Raw genomic sequence first — 16696 nt, forward strand, 5'->3', positions numbered from 1 at the left:
TCCCTGGGAGTATTTAGCAAGGTGTGAGAATAGGAAAAACTCTAAGTTAGAGTGCCACTAATCCAGGGAGGGTTACAGTATCTTAAGATCAAGGTTAAGTGTTCGAATCTTTAGCTAGAAGGCATGATTTTTCTGGATTTAAACAATAAGCGATTAAGCCACCTAGCAAGTTCAACATGAACCCATGTAAGCTAGGATGACGTAGAGCGTAAATTTAATAGCGGTGGTTCAATGACACTAAATGAAACCGAAGCGACCTAGTTTCCTAATTGGCGAGGTTGTATGAAAGCAAAAATTGAAGTTGACGTAAAAGGGCGCAAGAGCGTAGTTGATGCCTGTACCGAGCCTTGTGCGATAGAAAAAGGTATGCGGATTTTGGGTTCAAAATGGAAGGGCTCAATTATCTATCATCTGAAAGATGGTCCAGTGAGATTCAATGACCTTTCAAGAATGTTGGGCGGTGCAAGCAAGAAGATGGCGACCAGCGTTTAAAAGAACTAGAAAGTGAAAAAATGGTAATACATTGTGTGCTCAATGGAAAACCACTGGTAGTCAGTAACGACCTCACCGAGTTTGGGCACAGTGCGTTAACGATTCTTGATGAGTTGAGAAAATGGTCTGAAAGCAACAATGTCCAGCTTAAATAGTGTGAGCAACATCCATCAATTCCCCTCTGTAACGTAACAAGGCAACCAAAACGGTTGCCTTGTTGTCTTTCGAACTGGAGGTTCAGTAGTCTAGCGTGCCACGGATAGGGTAGTGGTTCTCTGGGTTACGAATCCATGCCAAACCTCGGGTCAGTGCACCGAGTTCTGGTCTTACAAATGGGTTATTGGATAGATCAACCACGTGTAAGTTGCCGTGCTCATTGACGACAAACAACCCCGGCTCTGCAAAGTTATGGTCGGTTTCGGCTTCAGAGCGTGGTAGAGAAATATAAAGCCCTAACGTCTTCATTTGTTGCTCAGTAAGACCATAGGCGATTGGAAAGCTGATATCGAGTTTTTCCAGATGCTGCTCTAATTGCTGTTTTGAATCGCCAGAGACCGCCAAAATATCAACGCCTGAGTCACTAAATGCTTGTTTATAGTTCTCAACTTCATTCAGGTATTTAGTGCAGAGTGGGCAATGCTTACCACGATAGACAAACACCGCTTGCCATGTTGCATCACCTTGAGGCTGGCCTAGCTTGACTTTGGTTCCATCCAGCTTTGTTGCCTCTAATGTAGGGAACGTGTCACCCGCTTTGAGTTTTTGTGAGTATGTCATCTCGGCTCCTAGGATTGAAGTCACAACTGATTAGAAAAAAGATAGGATACTAAAAAACAAGTTGCAACCAGTATGCTTTTAGTAACCTAGCTTTGTAATCAAATACTTTTTCACTGAGAGAGAAGAAGGGTTTTGCACAATTTAAAGGTGCTTTGAACAAGCTTAACCAAGGCATCTCGGCATTGAATTTGGCATCGCTCTTGGTCATGCGTTCAAGCCGCTTATCCAGTTTACTTGTGATAAATAGTGTGAAACCGTTACATGATTAGAACAAAAGCCAAAACCTACTAGTCTTCATTCGCCTGAGCCATTAAATCAGTTAAGATCAGTTGGTAACCTTCTACTGGATGTCCGCCAGAAACATAATGTTCTCTGTTGAACATCACCGTTGGCACACTAGATACGCCCATTAATTTAGTAACCCACCAGTGAATGGTGGTATGGCCCACCATCACTCCGTGCTCAAGTTGTATCTCTTCAATCTCTCGATATCTGAGCTTGTAAGCGAGATAGTAACGAATAGCTTCAGAGGGAAAATGGCAGCCTTTAAACATTAAAATACAGACTGTTAGTGAGTTTTGGACGAAATCTAACCTAAATCACCGTTATTTTCGATAGTTCCCTTAAATCGGAATGCCGCTATGGAATTTGAAATCATGGTCTGGCGTGGCGATCAGATCCGCCTCTATGCGGCCAAAATAAGCCACCCGTTCGCTGATGTCTTTCCCTGCGATTTGCTCTGCCAGAATCAAGTAGTCTTGGTAGTGACGGGCTTCTGAACGCAGCAACGAAACATAGAACTTGGCGATGTCTTCATCCATATGTGGTGCAAGCTTCGCAAAGCGCTCACAAGAACGCGCTTCAATATACGCACCGATGATGAGCTTATCGATTAAGGTGTCTGGCTCATGGGTTTTCATGTGCGAGATTAATCCCTTCGCATAGCGACTTGCTGGGATGTTTTTGTATTCTACGCCGCGACTATCCATGATTTCTAATACTTGGTAAAAATGGTGCAACTCTTCTTTTATCAGCAATACCATTTTATCAATCAGATCTTGGCTGTATGGTGAATCTGATTTGGCGATGATGGCCTTGGAAATATTGCTCTTACCTTTTAATGTCTCTAGCGATCCTGTTTTACGGTAAGCAAAGTCTTCGTATGGTTTGAACCAATCGAGTAGGGTGTGTGAGCTGGCTTTGTCGACTGCGTACTTACGGATTAAGAACATGGCGGACTGGCCCGCTTTGAGTTCACACAGTAGGTGGTCTAATAAAATGGTTTGAAGGTTTTCAGGCTTCTTTGCTTCCTCAACCCATTCATCTGGGGTGCTGCATTGCAAAAATCGGTTAATTGGAGCAAGAAGATCCTGATAGGCATCGAGATTAATCATTTTTATTTCTGGTACTTTACATTATAAATGGGTTTATCCAACTCAGGTCTTAGACTGAAAGAAAAGTAGGATAGAAAAAAGGCTGCAAAAGCAGCCTTTTCATCGGAAACTAGTGGAGGATATTACCACTTTTTCTTTTCGCCGAAGAGCACATCCATATCATTGTCACGTTCTTTATCGACAATCTGCTGCTTTTCCGCGTTGCTTTTATCTTGGCGTTTTTTGTCTAAATCGCCTAGCAGTTCTTCAAGCTTTTGTTTTGCTTTAATTGAGTAAGCGTCACTCTTGGTGCTTAGCGCATCAATCCCTTTTCGGAGCAATTGCAGAGCCGTACCAGGTTGGCCGCGAGCGATTGAGTCATTAGCCCGCTTAATCACGTTCTCAATGTTGATGCGAATTTGTATGGTTTCTAGGCGTGCATTTTCAGTAACGTAAGTCTGCGTATCAAGGCGACCTTTATTGTGTTCATTACGGATAGTGTCTCGCAAGCGCTTAACCAACTTAAGCATTACGATGGCTTGTTTATCACTACTTGGTAATTTGAAAGTGGTACTTTCTCCGCCTTGGTCATTATCCTGAAGTTGCTCAATTTGTTGTTTCATATTGCTCACGCGCTGAACCAATTGTTTATTCCTTGGGTCGAGATCTCGCATGTTTTCTAGCGCGTCTAAAATGCGGTTATTGAGACACAGCAGTAGCTCCTTGCTAAAAGGAATATGGTGGGCGTGACTAATAAGTTCTTCAGTACCGTCAATCAGTGCTACATAGCGAGCGGATTCCTGTCGTTTCGCGGTCTCTACTTTTACCTTGTGCTGCAACATAATATTATAGCCAAGGATCAAAACCAATAGGATGGCTACCAAAGCGATTATTAAACCAATATTCATATCTTTGTGTCTGCTTGTTACTTTACGGCTAGTGTTGAAGAATACATGATTCTTATCATGCTCGGCACCATATTTATTTGATTATTTAGTCTTAAACACATTTTGTTGCGCAAAGAGCGAAAAAAGGTCACCAGATTGATGCAAACGGATGACCAAAAGGCGCGTATGTGGTTAATGAGCTCGTCCAATAGCATTGAGCTATAAGTTAGAAATTACTGTTCATTTAGTTTCGAAAACGTTATAACTTATCATTATATCGGTGAGTGTTTTGATGTGTGTTGTTGTACACCTAACTTCACGGTAAATATGACGTTTTATCTCGACAACATGAGTAAGGGATTACGATGAAGCTGCAACAACTGAAGTATATCGTTGAGGTTGTAAATCATAACTTGAATGTATCGGCCACGGCAGAAAGTCTTTATACGTCCCAACCAGGGATCAGTAAGCAAGTTCGCTTGCTAGAAGATGAGTTAGGCATTCAAGTTTTTGAGCGAAGTGGCAAGCACTTAACTCAGGTAACGCCTGCAGGTGAAGAGATTATCCGAATCTCTCAAGAGGTCCTGGCACGAGTGGAAAGCATTAAAGCAGTAGCGGGAGAGCATACTCATCCAGAGATGGGGACGCTGAATATTTCTACCACGCATACTCAAGCGCGTTATGCTCTGCCAGATGTGATTAAGGGTTTTACAGCGCGTTACCCGAAAGTGTCTCTGCATATGCATCAAGGTACACCATCACAAATGTCTGAAGCGATTGCAAAGGGCACGGCCAATTTTGCCATTGCGACAGAAGCTCTCCACCTTTATCAAGATGCAATCATGCTGCCTTGTTATCACTGGAATCGTTCCATCGTGGTACCAAAAGATCATCCGTTAGCGAAAAAGGATACGATAACGATTCATGATTTGGCGGGCTATTCGTTAGTGACATATGTCTTCGGTTTTACTGGCCGATCTGAGCTAGATACGGCGTTTAATCGTGAAGGGCTAACACCACGCGTGGTATTCACGGCGACCGATGCTGATGTGATAAAAACATACGTTCGTATGGGTATTGGTGTTGGCGTGATTGCGAGCATGGCGGTCGATGAAGAGCAAGATAGCGATTTGGTTGCAATCGATGCAAGCCACTTGTTCGGTGCAAGTACAACCAGTATTGGCTTCCGCCGAGGCACTTTCCTTCGCTCTTACATGTTCGATTTTATGGAACGTTTTGCGCCGCACCTAACTCGCCCTGTGGTAGAGCAAGCGATCTCGTTAAAGTCCAACTCTGAAATTGAAGAGATGTTTAAAGACATCGAGCTGCCAGTCAGATAACGCTTCATTCATGTATTGATTCCCTCTACAATCCGGTTCTCAGTGTAGGGGGAACTATGAAAACGCAATTTCAATTCATTAATGACTGCTTAATCGAAAACCAATCGTTATGGCGATTTGAGCCGTTTAAATGTAGTTTGCGTTCATCATTACCTTGGCAAGAAAAGCACCCAGAGCTTTGCCAATGGTTGGACTGTCTTTCCCCTTCTCAAATTGAACAGCTTAAAGCTGAACCAGAACAGGTTTTCGCTGAGATCAGTGCGTTTCTGCCCGGTATCCAGTCGCTTTCTAAATACGCCAATCTTGAAGTGATGTCTTTAAACGGGCTCGAACTTCAGCGGGGGCTAGAGAGTGGGATCCCAGGCCGTAAGTTGGAGCAAATCAGCGCGATGGGTGAGGCGGCGATTCAACACCATCACGGTGAAGAGTGGTTGGAATGGTGCTCCGGTAAAGGCTATTTAGGCCGAATCTTAACAACACAAACTAACCAGCCGGTGACAAGTTTTGAGTTTCAACAAGCGCTCTGTGAATCTGGGCAGCAAGCCGCCGATGAGCAGCAATGGAAGATGACCTTTATTCAAGGTGATGCGTTTGATGCCAAAGCAAAAGCAGTGTTCAAGCCCACCCAACACGCAGTCGCTTTGCATGCCTGTGGTGATCTTCATGTCCGTTTAATGCAATACGGCTGCGAACGCGGTGTGGCAGCAATGACGATTTCACCGTGTTGCTATCATCTGATTCAAGAAGCGCAATACCAGCCGTTATCAGAGCTGGGTAAAGCATCTTCACTTACGCTTTCTAAGCAAGAACTACGTATTCCTTTGCAACAAACAGTAACGGGTGGTGAACGCGTGCGTCGTCATCGCCAGCAGGAAATGGTGTTTAGACTTGGTTTTGATTTAATTACTCGTCAATGGCTTGGCTTAGAGGGCTACCAACCAGTGCCGAGTATTCGTAAGTCTCAGTTAAGTGATGGTTTCGAATCTTTATGTCGTTGGGCTGCGAAGCAAAAAGGGATCGAGTTCAATCAAGCAATCGATTTTGAGGAGGTTGAAAAGCTAGCTGAAAAACGCTTCTGGCAGATGGAGCGAATGAGTTTGGTTCAGTTAGTGTTTCAACGACCGCTAGAAGTTTGGCTTGCTTTGGACAAAGCACTTTATCTTGAAGAACGTGGTTATCGTGTCAGGTTGGCAGAATTTTGCGCTAAATCGATCACGCCTCGAAATATTTTAATTTCATCTTATAAGGTTTTGGCATAACTAATAGCTAAATGCTCTATATAAAAAACCCATCCTAAGATGGGCTTTTGTAAACAAAACGTGACATTTTATGAGCTATTTTGTCATTAGTTGAACATTGCAATCCCTAGTGCAGGCTCAACGTATTCTAGATCGAAGCTCTCAGCCACTTCTTTACAAGTCACTTTACCGTGGATAACGTTTAAACCTTCCAAGAAGCCTTTGTCGTCAAGGAGGGCTTCACGGTAACCCTTATTCGCTAGCTTCACGATGTAAGGCAGTGTTGCATTATTCAGGGCGAATGTTGAAGTGCGAGCAACCGCACCTGGCATGTTCGCCACACAGTAGTGTACTACTTCGTCAACCACGTAAGTTGGTTCTGCGTGAGTGGTTGCATGTGACGTTTCGAAACAACCACCTTGGTCGATTGCGACGTCAACCACTGCTGCGCCTGGCTTCATTTTCGCGATGTGCGCTTTTGTTACCAGTTTAGGTGCTGCGGCGCCAGGGATAAGGACTGCGCCAATCACGAGATCGGCTTCCAGAACGTGCTTCTCGATCGCGTCTTCAGTAGAATAAACCACTTTAGCTCGGCCTTGGAATTCCTCGTCAAGTTTACGTAGCGTATCAACGTTTCGGTCTAGGATGGTAACATCTGCACGAAGGCCGACTGCCATACGAGCGGCGTTCGCGCCAACGACGCCTCCGCCAATAACAACGACTTTCGCAGGCTCAACACCAGGGACGCCACCTAATAGTAAACCACGGCCACCGTGTGATTTTTCTAATGTTTGCGCGCCAGCTTGGATAGACATCCGACCTGCCACTTCTGACATTGGTGCCAACAGTGGCAAACGACCCATATTATCTGTTACAGTCTCATATGCTATACAGACAGCTTTGCTCTTGATTAGCTCATCAGTTTGTGGAAAATCTGGTGCAAGGTGTAAATAAGTAAATAAAATCTGTCCTTCGCGGAGCATTGCTCTTTCGACAGCTTGAGGTTCTTTTACTTTTACGATCATGTCTGCTTGCGCGAAGACGTCAGCAGCAGTAGGGAGAATGGATGCACCTACAGCGATGTAATCATCGTCTGAAAAACCGATGCCGGCACCAGCATTGGTCTCAACAAAAACTTGGTGACCATGTGAGATAAGTTCTCTCACGCTAGCTGGGATCATGCCCACTCGGTATTCGTGGTTTTTGATTTCCTTTGGTACGCCAATGATCATCCTGTATCCTCTTCATAAAATGGTTGTATTAACTGTTTGTAGGGTGTTATTGTCGAATTAACAACTAGTATAGTTGCAGATTTGTGAAATTTGGCACCAAATATTAAAAAGTTGTAGTATATTTATTTGCAAGGAAGTAAAAAGGTGGAATAAAAAATGGCAGACAACTATAAAAAGCCGTCCAAGGAACTAGACCGTATCGACCGCAATATCTTAAATGAGTTGCAGAAAGATGGTCGTATTTCAAATGTTGAGCTTTCTAAGCGTGTAGGACTTTCTCCAACGCCGTGTTTGGAGCGTGTGCGTCGCTTAGAGCGTCAAGGCTATATCACAGGGTACACTGCGCTACTTAACCCGCAGTTTCTTGATGCATCACTATTAGTATTCGTAGAGATTACGCTTAACCGTGGTGCGCCAGATGTATTCGAACAGTTTAATGCGGCTGTTCAAAAACTAGACGACATTCAAGAGTGTCATCTTGTGTCAGGTGATTTCGACTATCTTCTTAAAACCCGTGTATCAGATATGGGGGCTTACCGCCGACTATTAGGTGATACGTTGCTGCGTTTACCAGGTGTTAATGACACACGTACTTACGTAGTAATGGAAGAAGTGAAGCAATCTAACCAGCTTGTGATCAAAACTCGTTAATTTATTGCAAAGAAAGCGGAATATCCTTCCGCTTTCGCTATAGAGTAATTGGGTTTTTCTCTTTGATATGGTTAAATCAATTTACCGAGCGGCTTAGTGCCGCTCGGCATGTTTTTATTTATTCCTAATTCATTTCCATACTCAAGTTGATTTATGTTCAAAGAGAACGAAAAGAAAGTCGAAACCATCATCAAAACAAGTGAAGAGCCTCAGACTTCACGTTTAAATGGCTTCCAACGTTTAAAAGAGTGCTGCTTTATCGTTGGCGTTCTTAGCTCGGTATTGCTTGCCGTCGCACTATTCACTTTTAGCCCAGCCGATCCGTCTTGGTCTCAAACTGCTTGGGGCGGTGAAATTGATAACGCTGGTGGTCTGTTCGGCGCTTGGCTTGCCGACACACTCTTTTTTACCTTCGGTTCACTCGCATACCCATTACCTTTTCTGTTAACCGCAGGGGCTTGGGTCATTTGCCGTAAGCGTGGCGAGGACGAACCTATTGACTTAATGCTGTGGGGCACTCGTCTACTAGGTTTAGTTATCCTTATTCTTACCAGTTGTGGTCTTGCTGATATCAACTTTGACGACATTTGGTACTTCTCGTCTGGTGGCGTTGTTGGTGACGTTCTCACCAGTCTAGCGCTACCTACACTGAATGTGCTGGGTACGACGCTTGTGCTTCTTTTCCTATGGGGAGCAGGTTTTACTTTGTTTACAGGTATCTCTTGGTTGAGCATTGTTGAGTGGTTAGGTGACAGTGCACTGGCTTTAGTTGGTGTGGTTGCAAACAAAGTTCGCGGTACAGAGCAAGAGACACTTGAGCCTCAACTGGACTCATTTGCAGAAGATAAAGTCCCAACTCAGCATGTGGCTGAGCCGTCTGAAGATGAGACTTTGCCACATCTGACGGCGTATGACGTTGAAGAAGAGAAAGACGTGGTTCCGACTCATGAGTACCCAATTTATATGCCTCAAGCGATCGCAGAACAAGTGACACCGCAACCTATCAATGCGGTAACTATCGAGAACGTTGACCCAATGGTCGAACGTACTAAGCAGCTTAATGTTACGATTGAAGAGCTAGAAGCTGCAGCTCAGCAAGCAGATGACTGGGCGGAAGATGGTCAGCCAGTCACTGTGCCTCAAGAGCCCGTCGCTAAACCGGTTGAAATCCCAACACCAGAATTTGTTGCGTCTGCTTTAGCTCAAGATGATAACGCTGTGCAAGCGCAGCAAACTGTTCAGCAAGATCCGGTCTCTCAACCAGAGCCGTTCGCTCAACCAGAATATTCGGAGGTAGGACAGTTTGATAACGAACCGAACTACGCTAAGTACTCGCAATTTGAAGCTGAACAAGCACAGCAGCCTCAAGTTGGTCAAATTTATGCGGAACAACGTCAGCATGAAGAACCTGTGATTGATTCGGATACGCTATACAATATCATCGAGCAAACTGAACCGAGCCAGCATATTGAGCCAATCATCTCCAATTTTGATGTTGTGGATGAAGAAGATGAGTATGTGGTGCCACAAGTGGTTCAACAAGTTCAACCGGCTCAAGTTGAACCTCAGCCTCAATATCAGCATGCGGAATCAATACAGGCTGCTCCTTTATCGCAAGTTACGGCGACATTTGAACCGGCACCGGTGGCGAGTGATACGGAAATAGAAGCAGCGGAAGAAGGCGATCAAGACGCCGTGGCTTTCCAGAATTTGGTCGCTAGCGCACAAGCAAAAGTGGTCGCACAGCAAAACCCATTCTTAGTGCAGCAAGAACATAACTTGCCTGTGCCGACTGAGCCTCTCCCAACGCTGGAGCTTTTGTATCATCCTGAAAAGCGTGAGAATTTCATTGACCGCGAAGCGCTCGAGCAAGTCGCTCGTTTAGTGGAAACTAAGCTAGCAGATTACAAAATTAAAGCCGATGTGGTGGGTATCTATCCCGGACCAGTGATCACTCGATTCGAGCTTGATTTGGCTCCGGGCGTAAAAGTAAGTCGCATTTCTGGCCTGTCTATGGACTTGGCACGTGCGTTGTCTGCCATGGCAGTACGTGTTGTAGAAGTGATTCCCGGTAAACCTTATGTTGGCCTAGAGTTGCCAAACATGAGCCGTCAAACGGTTTACCTGTCAGACGTAATCAGCAGCCCGCAGTTTGAACAAGCAACGTCACCTACGACAGTGGTGCTAGGTCAAGACATCGCAGGTGAAGCGGTGATCGCCGATATTGCTAAAATGCCGCACGTGCTGGTGGCCGGTACAACGGGCTCCGGTAAGTCTGTGGGTGTAAACGTGATGATCTTGAGTATGCTTTATAAGGCATCACCGGAAGATCTCCGTTTTATCATGATTGACCCGAAAATGTTGGAACTTTCGATTTACGAAGGTATTCCTCATCTTCTGGCTGAAGTCGTTACCGACATGAAAGATGCGTCCAATGCTCTACGCTGGTGTGTGGGTGAGATGGAACGTCGTTACAAACTGATGTCGGCACTTGGCGTACGTAACGTGAAAGGCTTCAACGAGAAACTGAAAATGGCAGCAGAAGCGGGTCACCCAATCCATGACCCATTCTGGCAAGAAGGCGACAGCATGGACACTGAGCCCCCGTTGCTAGAAAAACTGCCATACATTGTCGTAGTTGTCGATGAATTTGCTGACCTAATGATGGTCGTGGGTAAGAAGGTTGAAGAACTGATCGCGCGTTTGGCTCAAAAAGCGCGTGCGGCAGGTATTCACCTGATCCTTGCGACGCAGCGCCCATCGGTTGACGTTATTACCGGCTTGATCAAAGCGAACATCCCAACACGTGTGGCATTCACCGTCTCTACTAAGACGGACTCGCGTACTATCCTTGACCAAGGTGGTGCAGAATCGCTATTGGGGATGGGTGATATGCTTTATCTGCCACCGGGTTCAAGTCATACCACACGTGTTCATGGTGCGTTTGCATCAGATGATGATGTTCATGCGGTGGTCAATAACTGGAAAGCACGTGGTAAGCCAAACTATATCGATGAGATCATCAGCGGCGATCAAGGTCCTGAAGCGTTGCTCCCTGGTGAACAGATGGAATCAGACGAAGAAGTGGACCCGCTGTTCGATCAAGTTGTCGAGCATGTGGTGCAGTCTCGTCGTGGTTCGGTATCGGGCGTACAACGTCGATTCAAGATTGGTTACAACCGAGCGGCACGTATTGTCGAGCAACTTGAAGCGCAAGGTATTGTAAGTGCGCCTGGTCACAATGGTAACCGCGAGGTCTTAGCACCGGCGCCACCAAAAGATTAATGAACTTGTTTTACTCACCTCAGTCCAATTGAGGTGAGTCACTTTAGGTCTTTGACCCATTTGATAGGTATCTGAATGAAAAAACAACTTTCAGCGAAAATGTTCTCAGCACTTGTTTTTAGCTTTTCTCTCTTTACTACTGCATACGCCGCATCTCCAAAAGACGAATTGAGCAAACGCCTTGCGATGAATGAAGGGTTCAAAGCCGATTTTTCACAACAAGTGATCAGCCCAGACGGTGAAACGATAATGGAAGGGGAAGGAACCGTTGAAATTTCTCGTCCGAGCCTGTTCCGTTGGAGTACGACATTTCCGGATGAGAACTTGCTGGTTTCAGATGGTAAAACGCTTTGGTACTACAGTCCTTTCATTGAGCAAGTCAGTATTTATGATCAAGAGCAAGCAACCGAACAAACCCCGTTTGTGCTGTTAACCCGTAATCGTGCAAGTGATTGGGGTAATTATAAAATTTTTCAGAAGGGCGATCAGTTTACGCTTATTCCTACCGCAATCGACTCTACTCAGGGCCAATTCCAGATTAATATTGATATTAAAGGTGTGGTAAAAGGCTTTAATGTGATTGAGCAAGATGGTCAAAAAGGCTTGTTTGAGTTTAACAATGTGAAGCTGGGTAAACCAAAAGCAAACAGATTTACATTCACGATTCCAGAGGGTGTGGAAGTGGATGACCAAAGGAATTAATTGGTAGTGAGCAATTACACATTAGATTTCTCGGGGGACGAAGATTTTCGTCCCCTTGCTGCTCGTATGAGACCGGAAACCATTGATCAGTACATCGGTCAGCAGCATATTTTAGGTCCTGGGAAGCCACTGCGCCGTGCGCTAGAGGCCGGCCATATTCACTCAATGATTCTTTGGGGGCCTCCGGGTACCGGGAAAACGACGTTAGCAGAAGTGGCTGCAAACTATGCCAATGCTGAGGTCGAGCGTGTTTCTGCGGTGACATCGGGGGTGAAAGAGATCCGTGCCGCTATCGAGAAAGCGCGTGAGAATAAAATGGCGGGGCGTCGCACTATCTTGTTTGTGGATGAGGTACATCGCTTCAACAAGTCTCAGCAAGACGCTTTCTTACCGCATATTGAGGACGGTACGGTTACCTTTATTGGCGCGACAACAGAGAACCCATCTTTTGAGTTGAATAACGCATTGCTGTCACGAGCACGTGTGTACAAGTTAACTTCTCTCGACAAAGGTGAAATCTCACTCGCTTTGAATCAAGCGATCAACGACAAAGACCGTGGTCTAGGTAAAACGCCCGCACACTTTGCCGATAATGTATTAGATCGCTTAGCCGAGTTGGTAAACGGTGATGCACGTATGTCACTTAACTACCTTGAGCTACTCTACGATATGGCAGAGGATAACGATCAAGGTGAAAAAGCGATCACTCTCAAGCTGCTTGCAGAAGTAGCAGGGGAGAAGGTTTCTCGCTTCGACAACAAAGGTGATATTTGGTACGACTTAATCTCTGCTGTGCACAAATCGATCCGTGGCTCTAACCCAGATGCGGCACTGTATTGGTCTGCACGCATGATAGCAGCTGGCTGTGACCCGCTTTACATCGCAAGGCGCTTGCTTGCCATCGCATCGGAAGATGTGGGCAATGCAGATCCACGCGCAATGCAAGTGGCGCTATCCGCTTGGGATTGCTTCACTCGCGTTGGCCCAGCAGAGGGTGAACGTGCGATTGCTCAAGCGATTGTCTACCTAGCGTGCGCACCTAAGAGTAATGCGGTGTACGTGGCGTGGAAACAAGCGCTCACTGATGCTCACAATTTACCGGAATATGAAGTACCGCATCACCTGAGAAATGCACCAACGAGCTTGATGAAAGATATGGGCTATGGAGCAGAATATCGTTATGCACATGATGAGCCAGGTGCGTATGCAGCTGGAGAGCAATATCTGCCGCCTGAAATGGGCGATCGTAAGTACTATCAGCCGACAAATCGTGGTCTAGAGACCAAAATTGGCGAAAAGTTGGATTACTTGGCTACTTTAGACGCAAATAGCCTACAAAAGCGCTATGAAAAGTAGGCTTTTTTGGATACATTTATTCGATAGATTTTAAAACGTGTCTGTTCGGAAACGGCGCGTGATTTCACAACAAAAAGCATAGGATTAACAATGCTGGATTCTAAATTACTTCGTACAGAGCTGGATGAAACAGCTGCTAAACTGGCGCGTCGCGGCTTTAAGCTAGACGTAGATACTATTCGTAAACTTGAAGAACAACGTAAGTCCATTCAAGTAGAAGTAGAAAATTTACAATCCACGCGTAACTCCATCTCCAAGCAAATCGGCCAAAAAATGGCGGCTGGCGACAAAGAAGGCGCAGAAGAGATCAAGAAACAAATCGGTACGCTAGGTAGCGATCTTGATGCGAAGAAAGTGGAACTTGAGCAAGTGATGGCTCAACTAGACGATTTCACGCTTTCTGTTCCAAACATTCCAGCGGATGAAGTGCCGGATGGTAAAGATGAGAACGACAACGTAGAAATCTCTCGTTGGGGTGAACCTAAATCTTACGACTTCGAACTGAAAGACCACGTTGACCTAGGCGAAATGGGTGACGGTCTAGACTTCGCAAGCGCTGTGAAGATCACTGGTGCACGTTTCATCGTGATGAAAGGCCAATTTGCGCGTCTACACCGTGCAATTGCTCAATTCATGCTGGATCTTCACACTGAAGAGCATGGCTACACAGAAATGTACGTACCTTACCTAGTCAACTCTGACAGCCTTTTCGGTACTGGTCAGCTTCCTAAGTTCGGTAAAGACCTTTTCCACACAGAACCTCTAGCGGAAAAAGTAAACGACGAAGAGCCACGTAAACTGTCTCTTATCCCTACGGCAGAAGTGCCAGTAACGAACCTAGTTCGTGACACGATTTCTGACGAAGCGGATCTACCACTTAAGATGACTGCTCACACACCATGTTTCCGTTCAGAAGCTGGTTCTTACGGTCGTGATACTCGTGGCCTGATTCGTATGCACCAATTCGACAAAGTTGAACTAGTACAAATCACTAAGCCAGAAGATTCAATGAACGCGCTAGAAGAGCTAACAGGTCACGCTGAGAAAGTTCTACAACTTCTAGAGCTTCCTTACCGTAAAGTGGTTCTATGTACAGGTGACATGGGCTTCGGCGCACGTAAAACTTACGACCTAGAAGTGTGGGTTCCTGCTCAAGAAACTTACCGCGAAATCTCTTCATGTTCTAACATGTGGGACTTCCAAGCTCGTCGCATGCAAGCGCGTTTCCGTCGTAAAGGCGAGAAGAAACCTGAGCTTGTACACACGCTAAACGGTTCTGGTCTAGCAGTAGGTCGTACCATGGTTGCTATTCTAGAAAACAACCAAGAAGCAGACGGCCGCATTGCAATCCCTACAGTACTTCAGAAGTACATGGGCGGCGCAACGCACATCGGTTAATTCATTAACCACTAAAACACCAAAACCCAGCTTTTTAAGCTGGGTTTTTTGTTATCTCCATGGCGTGAAAGTTCTAACTTTTACCCAGGCGTAATAGTGTTTTTAAATTCGTGTGGATTATCGACTCATCTGTAAGCGATATAATCATCCACCTTACCACGGTAAGTAGATTTTCTCATTCAAGTAACGAGGAGGGCTTATGGCCGTAGGGTGGGCAAATGACGACAGTGTCAGCCAACAAATTCAAAACACAATAGACGACGAAATATCGAGAGTGCGTGGCAATATCACTCATGGTGAAAGCGCACATTATTGCGATGAGTGTGGGAATGAGATTCCTGACGCTCGTCGCATTGCAATGAAAGGTGTTCGTTTGTGTATTGAGTGTCAATCAACACTAGAGTTATTGTCACAACGCCAATCGCTGTTCAATCGGCGTGCGAGTAAAGATAGCCAATTACGTTAATCTTATTTCGCTTTGGCATTGCTCTTGTGAGCACAATGCTTATTAAAAAAAGCGGTTTGAGTGGCATGCCCAAACCGTTCTTGCTTTCTCTTTTACAACAGTGCTTGAATTTACTAAGAACGTGTTAAGCGAAGCAATCTTCACGTTGCAGCGCGGCATCAATCGCCTTAACCAACTTTTCAATATCTTCTGGCTTGCTAATAAATGGCGGCATCATATAAATCAACTTGCCAAATGGACGAATCCACACGCCTTGCTCAACAAACAGAGCTTGGATTATTTCCATATTCACTGGGCGATGAGTTTCAACCACACCAATTGCACCGAGCCAGCGCGTATTCTTAACTAAATCGTATTGTTCTAACTTCGGTAATAACTCAGAAAACAGCATTTCAATTTGTTTTGTTTGGTGTTTCCATTCGCCTTGTTCTATGAGCTCTAAACTTGCTGTCGCTACGGCGCAAGCGAGTGGGTTACCCATAAAGGTTGGACCATGCATGAAGCAACCAGCCTTGCCACCGCAAACGGTATCTGCGACGTGTTTACTTGTTAGGGTAGCAGAGAGGGTCATGTAGCCGCCTGTTAGTGCTTTACCGACACACAGAATGTCTGGTTGAATGTCAGCGTGCTCACAAGCAAACAACAGACCTGTACGGCCAAACCCAGTGGCGATTTCATCAGCAATCAGCAGGAGATTGTATTTATCACAAAGTGTACGCACGCCTTTTAAGAACTCTGGGTGATAGATGCGCATTCCGCCAGCGCCTTGCACGATAGGCTCAAGGATCACCGCTGCGAGCTCTTGATGGTGCTGTGAGATCTTTTGTTCAAAATCGGCCAAGTCTTCCGGCTTCCACTCATCCCAATAACCGCATGTTGGTGACTCTGCAAAAATATGCTCTGGCAAAAAGCCCTTGTAGAGGGAATGCATCGAGTTATCTGGATCGGTGACCGACATCGCAGCAAAGGTATCGCCGTGATAACCGTGTCGCAAAGTCAGAAACTTCGGCCTGCGTTCGCCTTTAGCATGCCAGTATTGCAGCGCCATTTTCAAGCTTACCTCTACCGCAACAGAGCCAGAGTCAGCAAGAAAGACATGCTCAAGATTACTTGGTGAAAGGGCTAATAGCTTCTTACACAAACTGATAGCTGGCTGGTGGGTAATCCCGCCAAACATTACATGCGACACCTGGTCGATTTGCTGGTGCGCGGCTTGATTTAAGTGCGGGTGGTTATAGCCGTGGATCGTCGACCACCAAGAAGACATGCCATCGACAAGCTCTGTCCCATCTTCCAATTTAATGTGTACACCATTTGCTGATGCTACTGGGTAGCAGGTCAGAGGTGTCAGTGTAGAAGTATAAGGATGCCAGATATGCTGGCGGTCGAAGGCGAGGTCCATGTGCAATTCCAATAATGTTTAGTTTAAATTATAAACAGATGTAAACTTTGTTGTTTTATGTTGTGTTGACAGTTTATCGAGACTCAGTAGACTGTCA

At 45.5% G+C, this 16696-nt stretch carries 14 protein-coding genes and 2 pseudogenes; 9 read left to right on the plus strand and 7 right to left on the minus strand.

The window, feature by feature from the left end; translation table 11 throughout:
• Positions 1 to 94: 94 nt before the first annotated feature.
• Positions 95 to 202, minus strand: a pseudogene (locus ACVA54_RS05620) (IS982 family transposase); the annotation flags it as partial.
• An 80-nt stretch (positions 203 to 282) separates the two neighbouring features.
• On the opposite strand from ACVA54_RS05620, the pseudogene ACVA54_RS05625 reads away from it, so the two are divergent.
• Positions 283 to 647: pseudogene (locus tag ACVA54_RS05625) on the plus strand (winged helix-turn-helix transcriptional regulator).
• 82 nt (positions 648 to 729) lie between these two features.
• Here ACVA54_RS05625 and ACVA54_RS05630 read toward each other — a convergent pair.
• From ACVA54_RS05630 to ACVA54_RS05645, 4 genes are all read right to left on the minus strand, one after another.
• Positions 730 to 1269: a redoxin domain-containing protein gene (locus ACVA54_RS05630; RefSeq protein WP_099080521.1), complete on the minus strand. Its 540-nt coding sequence runs from the start codon at positions 1267 to 1269 to the stop codon at positions 730 to 732.
• 287 nt (positions 1270 to 1556) lie between these two features.
• Positions 1557 to 1823 carry a hypothetical protein gene (locus tag ACVA54_RS05635; protein ID WP_446596222.1) on the minus strand — a complete coding sequence of 89 codons (267 nt, stop codon included), beginning with the start codon at positions 1821 to 1823 and terminating at the stop codon, positions 1557 to 1559.
• Between the two features lie 69 nt (positions 1824 to 1892).
• Positions 1893 to 2663 carry a tRNA isopentenyl-2-thiomethyl-A-37 hydroxylase MiaE gene (gene miaE, locus ACVA54_RS05640; protein WP_099080523.1) on the minus strand — a complete coding sequence of 257 codons (771 nt, stop codon included), beginning with the start codon at positions 2661 to 2663 and terminating at the stop codon, positions 1893 to 1895.
• A gap of 122 nt (positions 2664 to 2785) precedes the next feature.
• Positions 2786 to 3550, minus strand: a complete 765-nt coding sequence (locus tag ACVA54_RS05645; protein ID WP_099080524.1) for a DNA repair protein — start codon at positions 3548 to 3550, stop codon at positions 2786 to 2788.
• A 344-nt stretch (positions 3551 to 3894) separates the two neighbouring features.
• Here ACVA54_RS05645 and cysB point away from each other — a divergent pair, with 344 nt between their 5' ends.
• Together cysB and ACVA54_RS05655 are read left to right on the plus strand one after the other, a co-directional pair.
• Positions 3895 to 4869, plus strand: coding sequence for an HTH-type transcriptional regulator CysB (cysB, locus tag ACVA54_RS05650; RefSeq protein WP_099080525.1), 975 nt, complete (start codon positions 3895 to 3897; stop codon positions 4867 to 4869).
• 56 nt (positions 4870 to 4925) lie between these two features.
• Positions 4926 to 6128 carry a methyltransferase gene (locus ACVA54_RS05655; protein ID WP_446649454.1) on the plus strand — a complete coding sequence of 401 codons (1203 nt, stop codon included), beginning with the start codon at positions 4926 to 4928 and terminating at the stop codon, positions 6126 to 6128.
• 86 nt (positions 6129 to 6214) lie between these two features.
• Here ACVA54_RS05655 and ald read toward each other — a convergent pair whose 3' ends face one another.
• Positions 6215 to 7339, minus strand: a complete 1125-nt coding sequence (ald, locus tag ACVA54_RS05660; protein ID WP_099080527.1) for an alanine dehydrogenase — start codon at positions 7337 to 7339, stop codon at positions 6215 to 6217.
• Positions 7340 to 7495: 156 nt separating this feature from the next.
• Here ald and lrp point away from each other — a divergent pair, with 156 nt between their 5' ends.
• The 6 genes from lrp to ACVA54_RS05690 all read left to right on the plus strand — a co-directional run bounded on the left by lrp (position 7496) and on the right by ACVA54_RS05690 (position 15197).
• Positions 7496 to 7990, plus strand: a complete 495-nt coding sequence (lrp, locus tag ACVA54_RS05665) for a leucine-responsive transcriptional regulator Lrp (protein WP_099080528.1) — start codon at positions 7496 to 7498, stop codon at positions 7988 to 7990.
• Positions 7991 to 8143: 153 nt separating this feature from the next.
• Entirely contained in the window at positions 8144 to 11275 is a 3132-nt protein-coding gene (locus ACVA54_RS05670) for a DNA translocase FtsK 4TM domain-containing protein (RefSeq protein ID WP_446649455.1), read from the plus strand.
• 75 nt (positions 11276 to 11350) lie between these two features.
• Complete coding sequence (gene lolA / locus ACVA54_RS05675) at positions 11351 to 11977, plus strand: outer membrane lipoprotein chaperone LolA (RefSeq protein WP_099080530.1); 627 nt, start codon at positions 11351 to 11353, stop codon at positions 11975 to 11977.
• Positions 11978 to 13333, plus strand: a complete 1356-nt coding sequence (locus ACVA54_RS05680; RefSeq protein WP_301182230.1) for a replication-associated recombination protein A — start codon at positions 11978 to 11980, stop codon at positions 13331 to 13333.
• A gap of 90 nt (positions 13334 to 13423) precedes the next feature.
• On the plus strand, positions 13424 to 14731 hold the full coding sequence (gene serS / locus ACVA54_RS05685) for a serine--tRNA ligase (RefSeq protein WP_099080531.1): 1308 nt from the start codon (positions 13424 to 13426) through the stop codon (positions 14729 to 14731).
• 199 nt (positions 14732 to 14930) lie between these two features.
• The gene (locus tag ACVA54_RS05690) at positions 14931 to 15197 is read left to right on the plus strand and encodes a DksA/TraR family C4-type zinc finger protein (RefSeq protein WP_099080532.1); all 267 of its coding nucleotides are present in this window, start codon (positions 14931 to 14933) and stop codon (positions 15195 to 15197) included.
• Between the two features lie 124 nt (positions 15198 to 15321).
• Here the strand turns inward: ACVA54_RS05690 and bioA are convergent, their stop codons facing one another.
• On the minus strand, positions 15322 to 16599 hold the full coding sequence (gene bioA, locus ACVA54_RS05695; RefSeq protein ID WP_446580182.1) for an adenosylmethionine--8-amino-7-oxononanoate transaminase: 1278 nt from the start codon (positions 16597 to 16599) through the stop codon (positions 15322 to 15324).
• Positions 16600 to 16696 lie beyond the last annotated feature (97 nt).

It is taken from the genome of Vibrio sp. PNB23_22_6 (assembly GCF_052877535.1).

Bases quoted from the DNA above. Each gene is read 5' to 3' on its own strand.
- ACVA54_RS05635 (WP_446596222.1), bottom strand. From the start codon at position 1,823: ATGTTTAAAGGCTGCCATTTTCCCTCTGAAGCTATTCGTTACTATCTC.
- lolA (WP_099080530.1), top strand. From the start codon at position 11,351: ATGAAAAAACAACTTTCAGCGAAAATGTTCTCAGCACTTGTTTTTAGC.
- lrp (WP_099080528.1), top strand. From the start codon at position 7,496: ATGGCAGACAACTATAAAAAGCCGTCCAAGGAACTAGACCGTATCGAC.
- ACVA54_RS05690 (WP_099080532.1), top strand. From the start codon at position 14,931: ATGGCCGTAGGGTGGGCAAATGACGACAGTGTCAGCCAACAAATTCAA.
- miaE (WP_099080523.1), bottom strand. From the start codon at position 2,663: ATGATTAATCTCGATGCCTATCAGGATCTTCTTGCTCCAATTAACCGA.
- ACVA54_RS05670 (WP_446649455.1), top strand. From the start codon at position 8,144: ATGTTCAAAGAGAACGAAAAGAAAGTCGAAACCATCATCAAAACAAGT.
- cysB (WP_099080525.1), top strand. From the start codon at position 3,895: ATGAAGCTGCAACAACTGAAGTATATCGTTGAGGTTGTAAATCATAAC.
- ACVA54_RS05645 (WP_099080524.1), bottom strand. From the start codon at position 3,550: ATGAATATTGGTTTAATAATCGCTTTGGTAGCCATCCTATTGGTTTTG.
- ACVA54_RS05655 (WP_446649454.1), top strand. From the start codon at position 4,926: ATGAAAACGCAATTTCAATTCATTAATGACTGCTTAATCGAAAACCAA.
- serS (WP_099080531.1), top strand. From the start codon at position 13,424: ATGCTGGATTCTAAATTACTTCGTACAGAGCTGGATGAAACAGCTGCT.
- bioA (WP_446580182.1), bottom strand. From the start codon at position 16,599: ATGGACCTCGCCTTCGACCGCCAGCATATCTGGCATCCTTATACTTCT.
- ACVA54_RS05630 (WP_099080521.1), bottom strand. From the start codon at position 1,269: ATGACATACTCACAAAAACTCAAAGCGGGTGACACGTTCCCTACATTA.
- ald (WP_099080527.1), bottom strand. From the start codon at position 7,339: ATGATCATTGGCGTACCAAAGGAAATCAAAAACCACGAATACCGAGTG.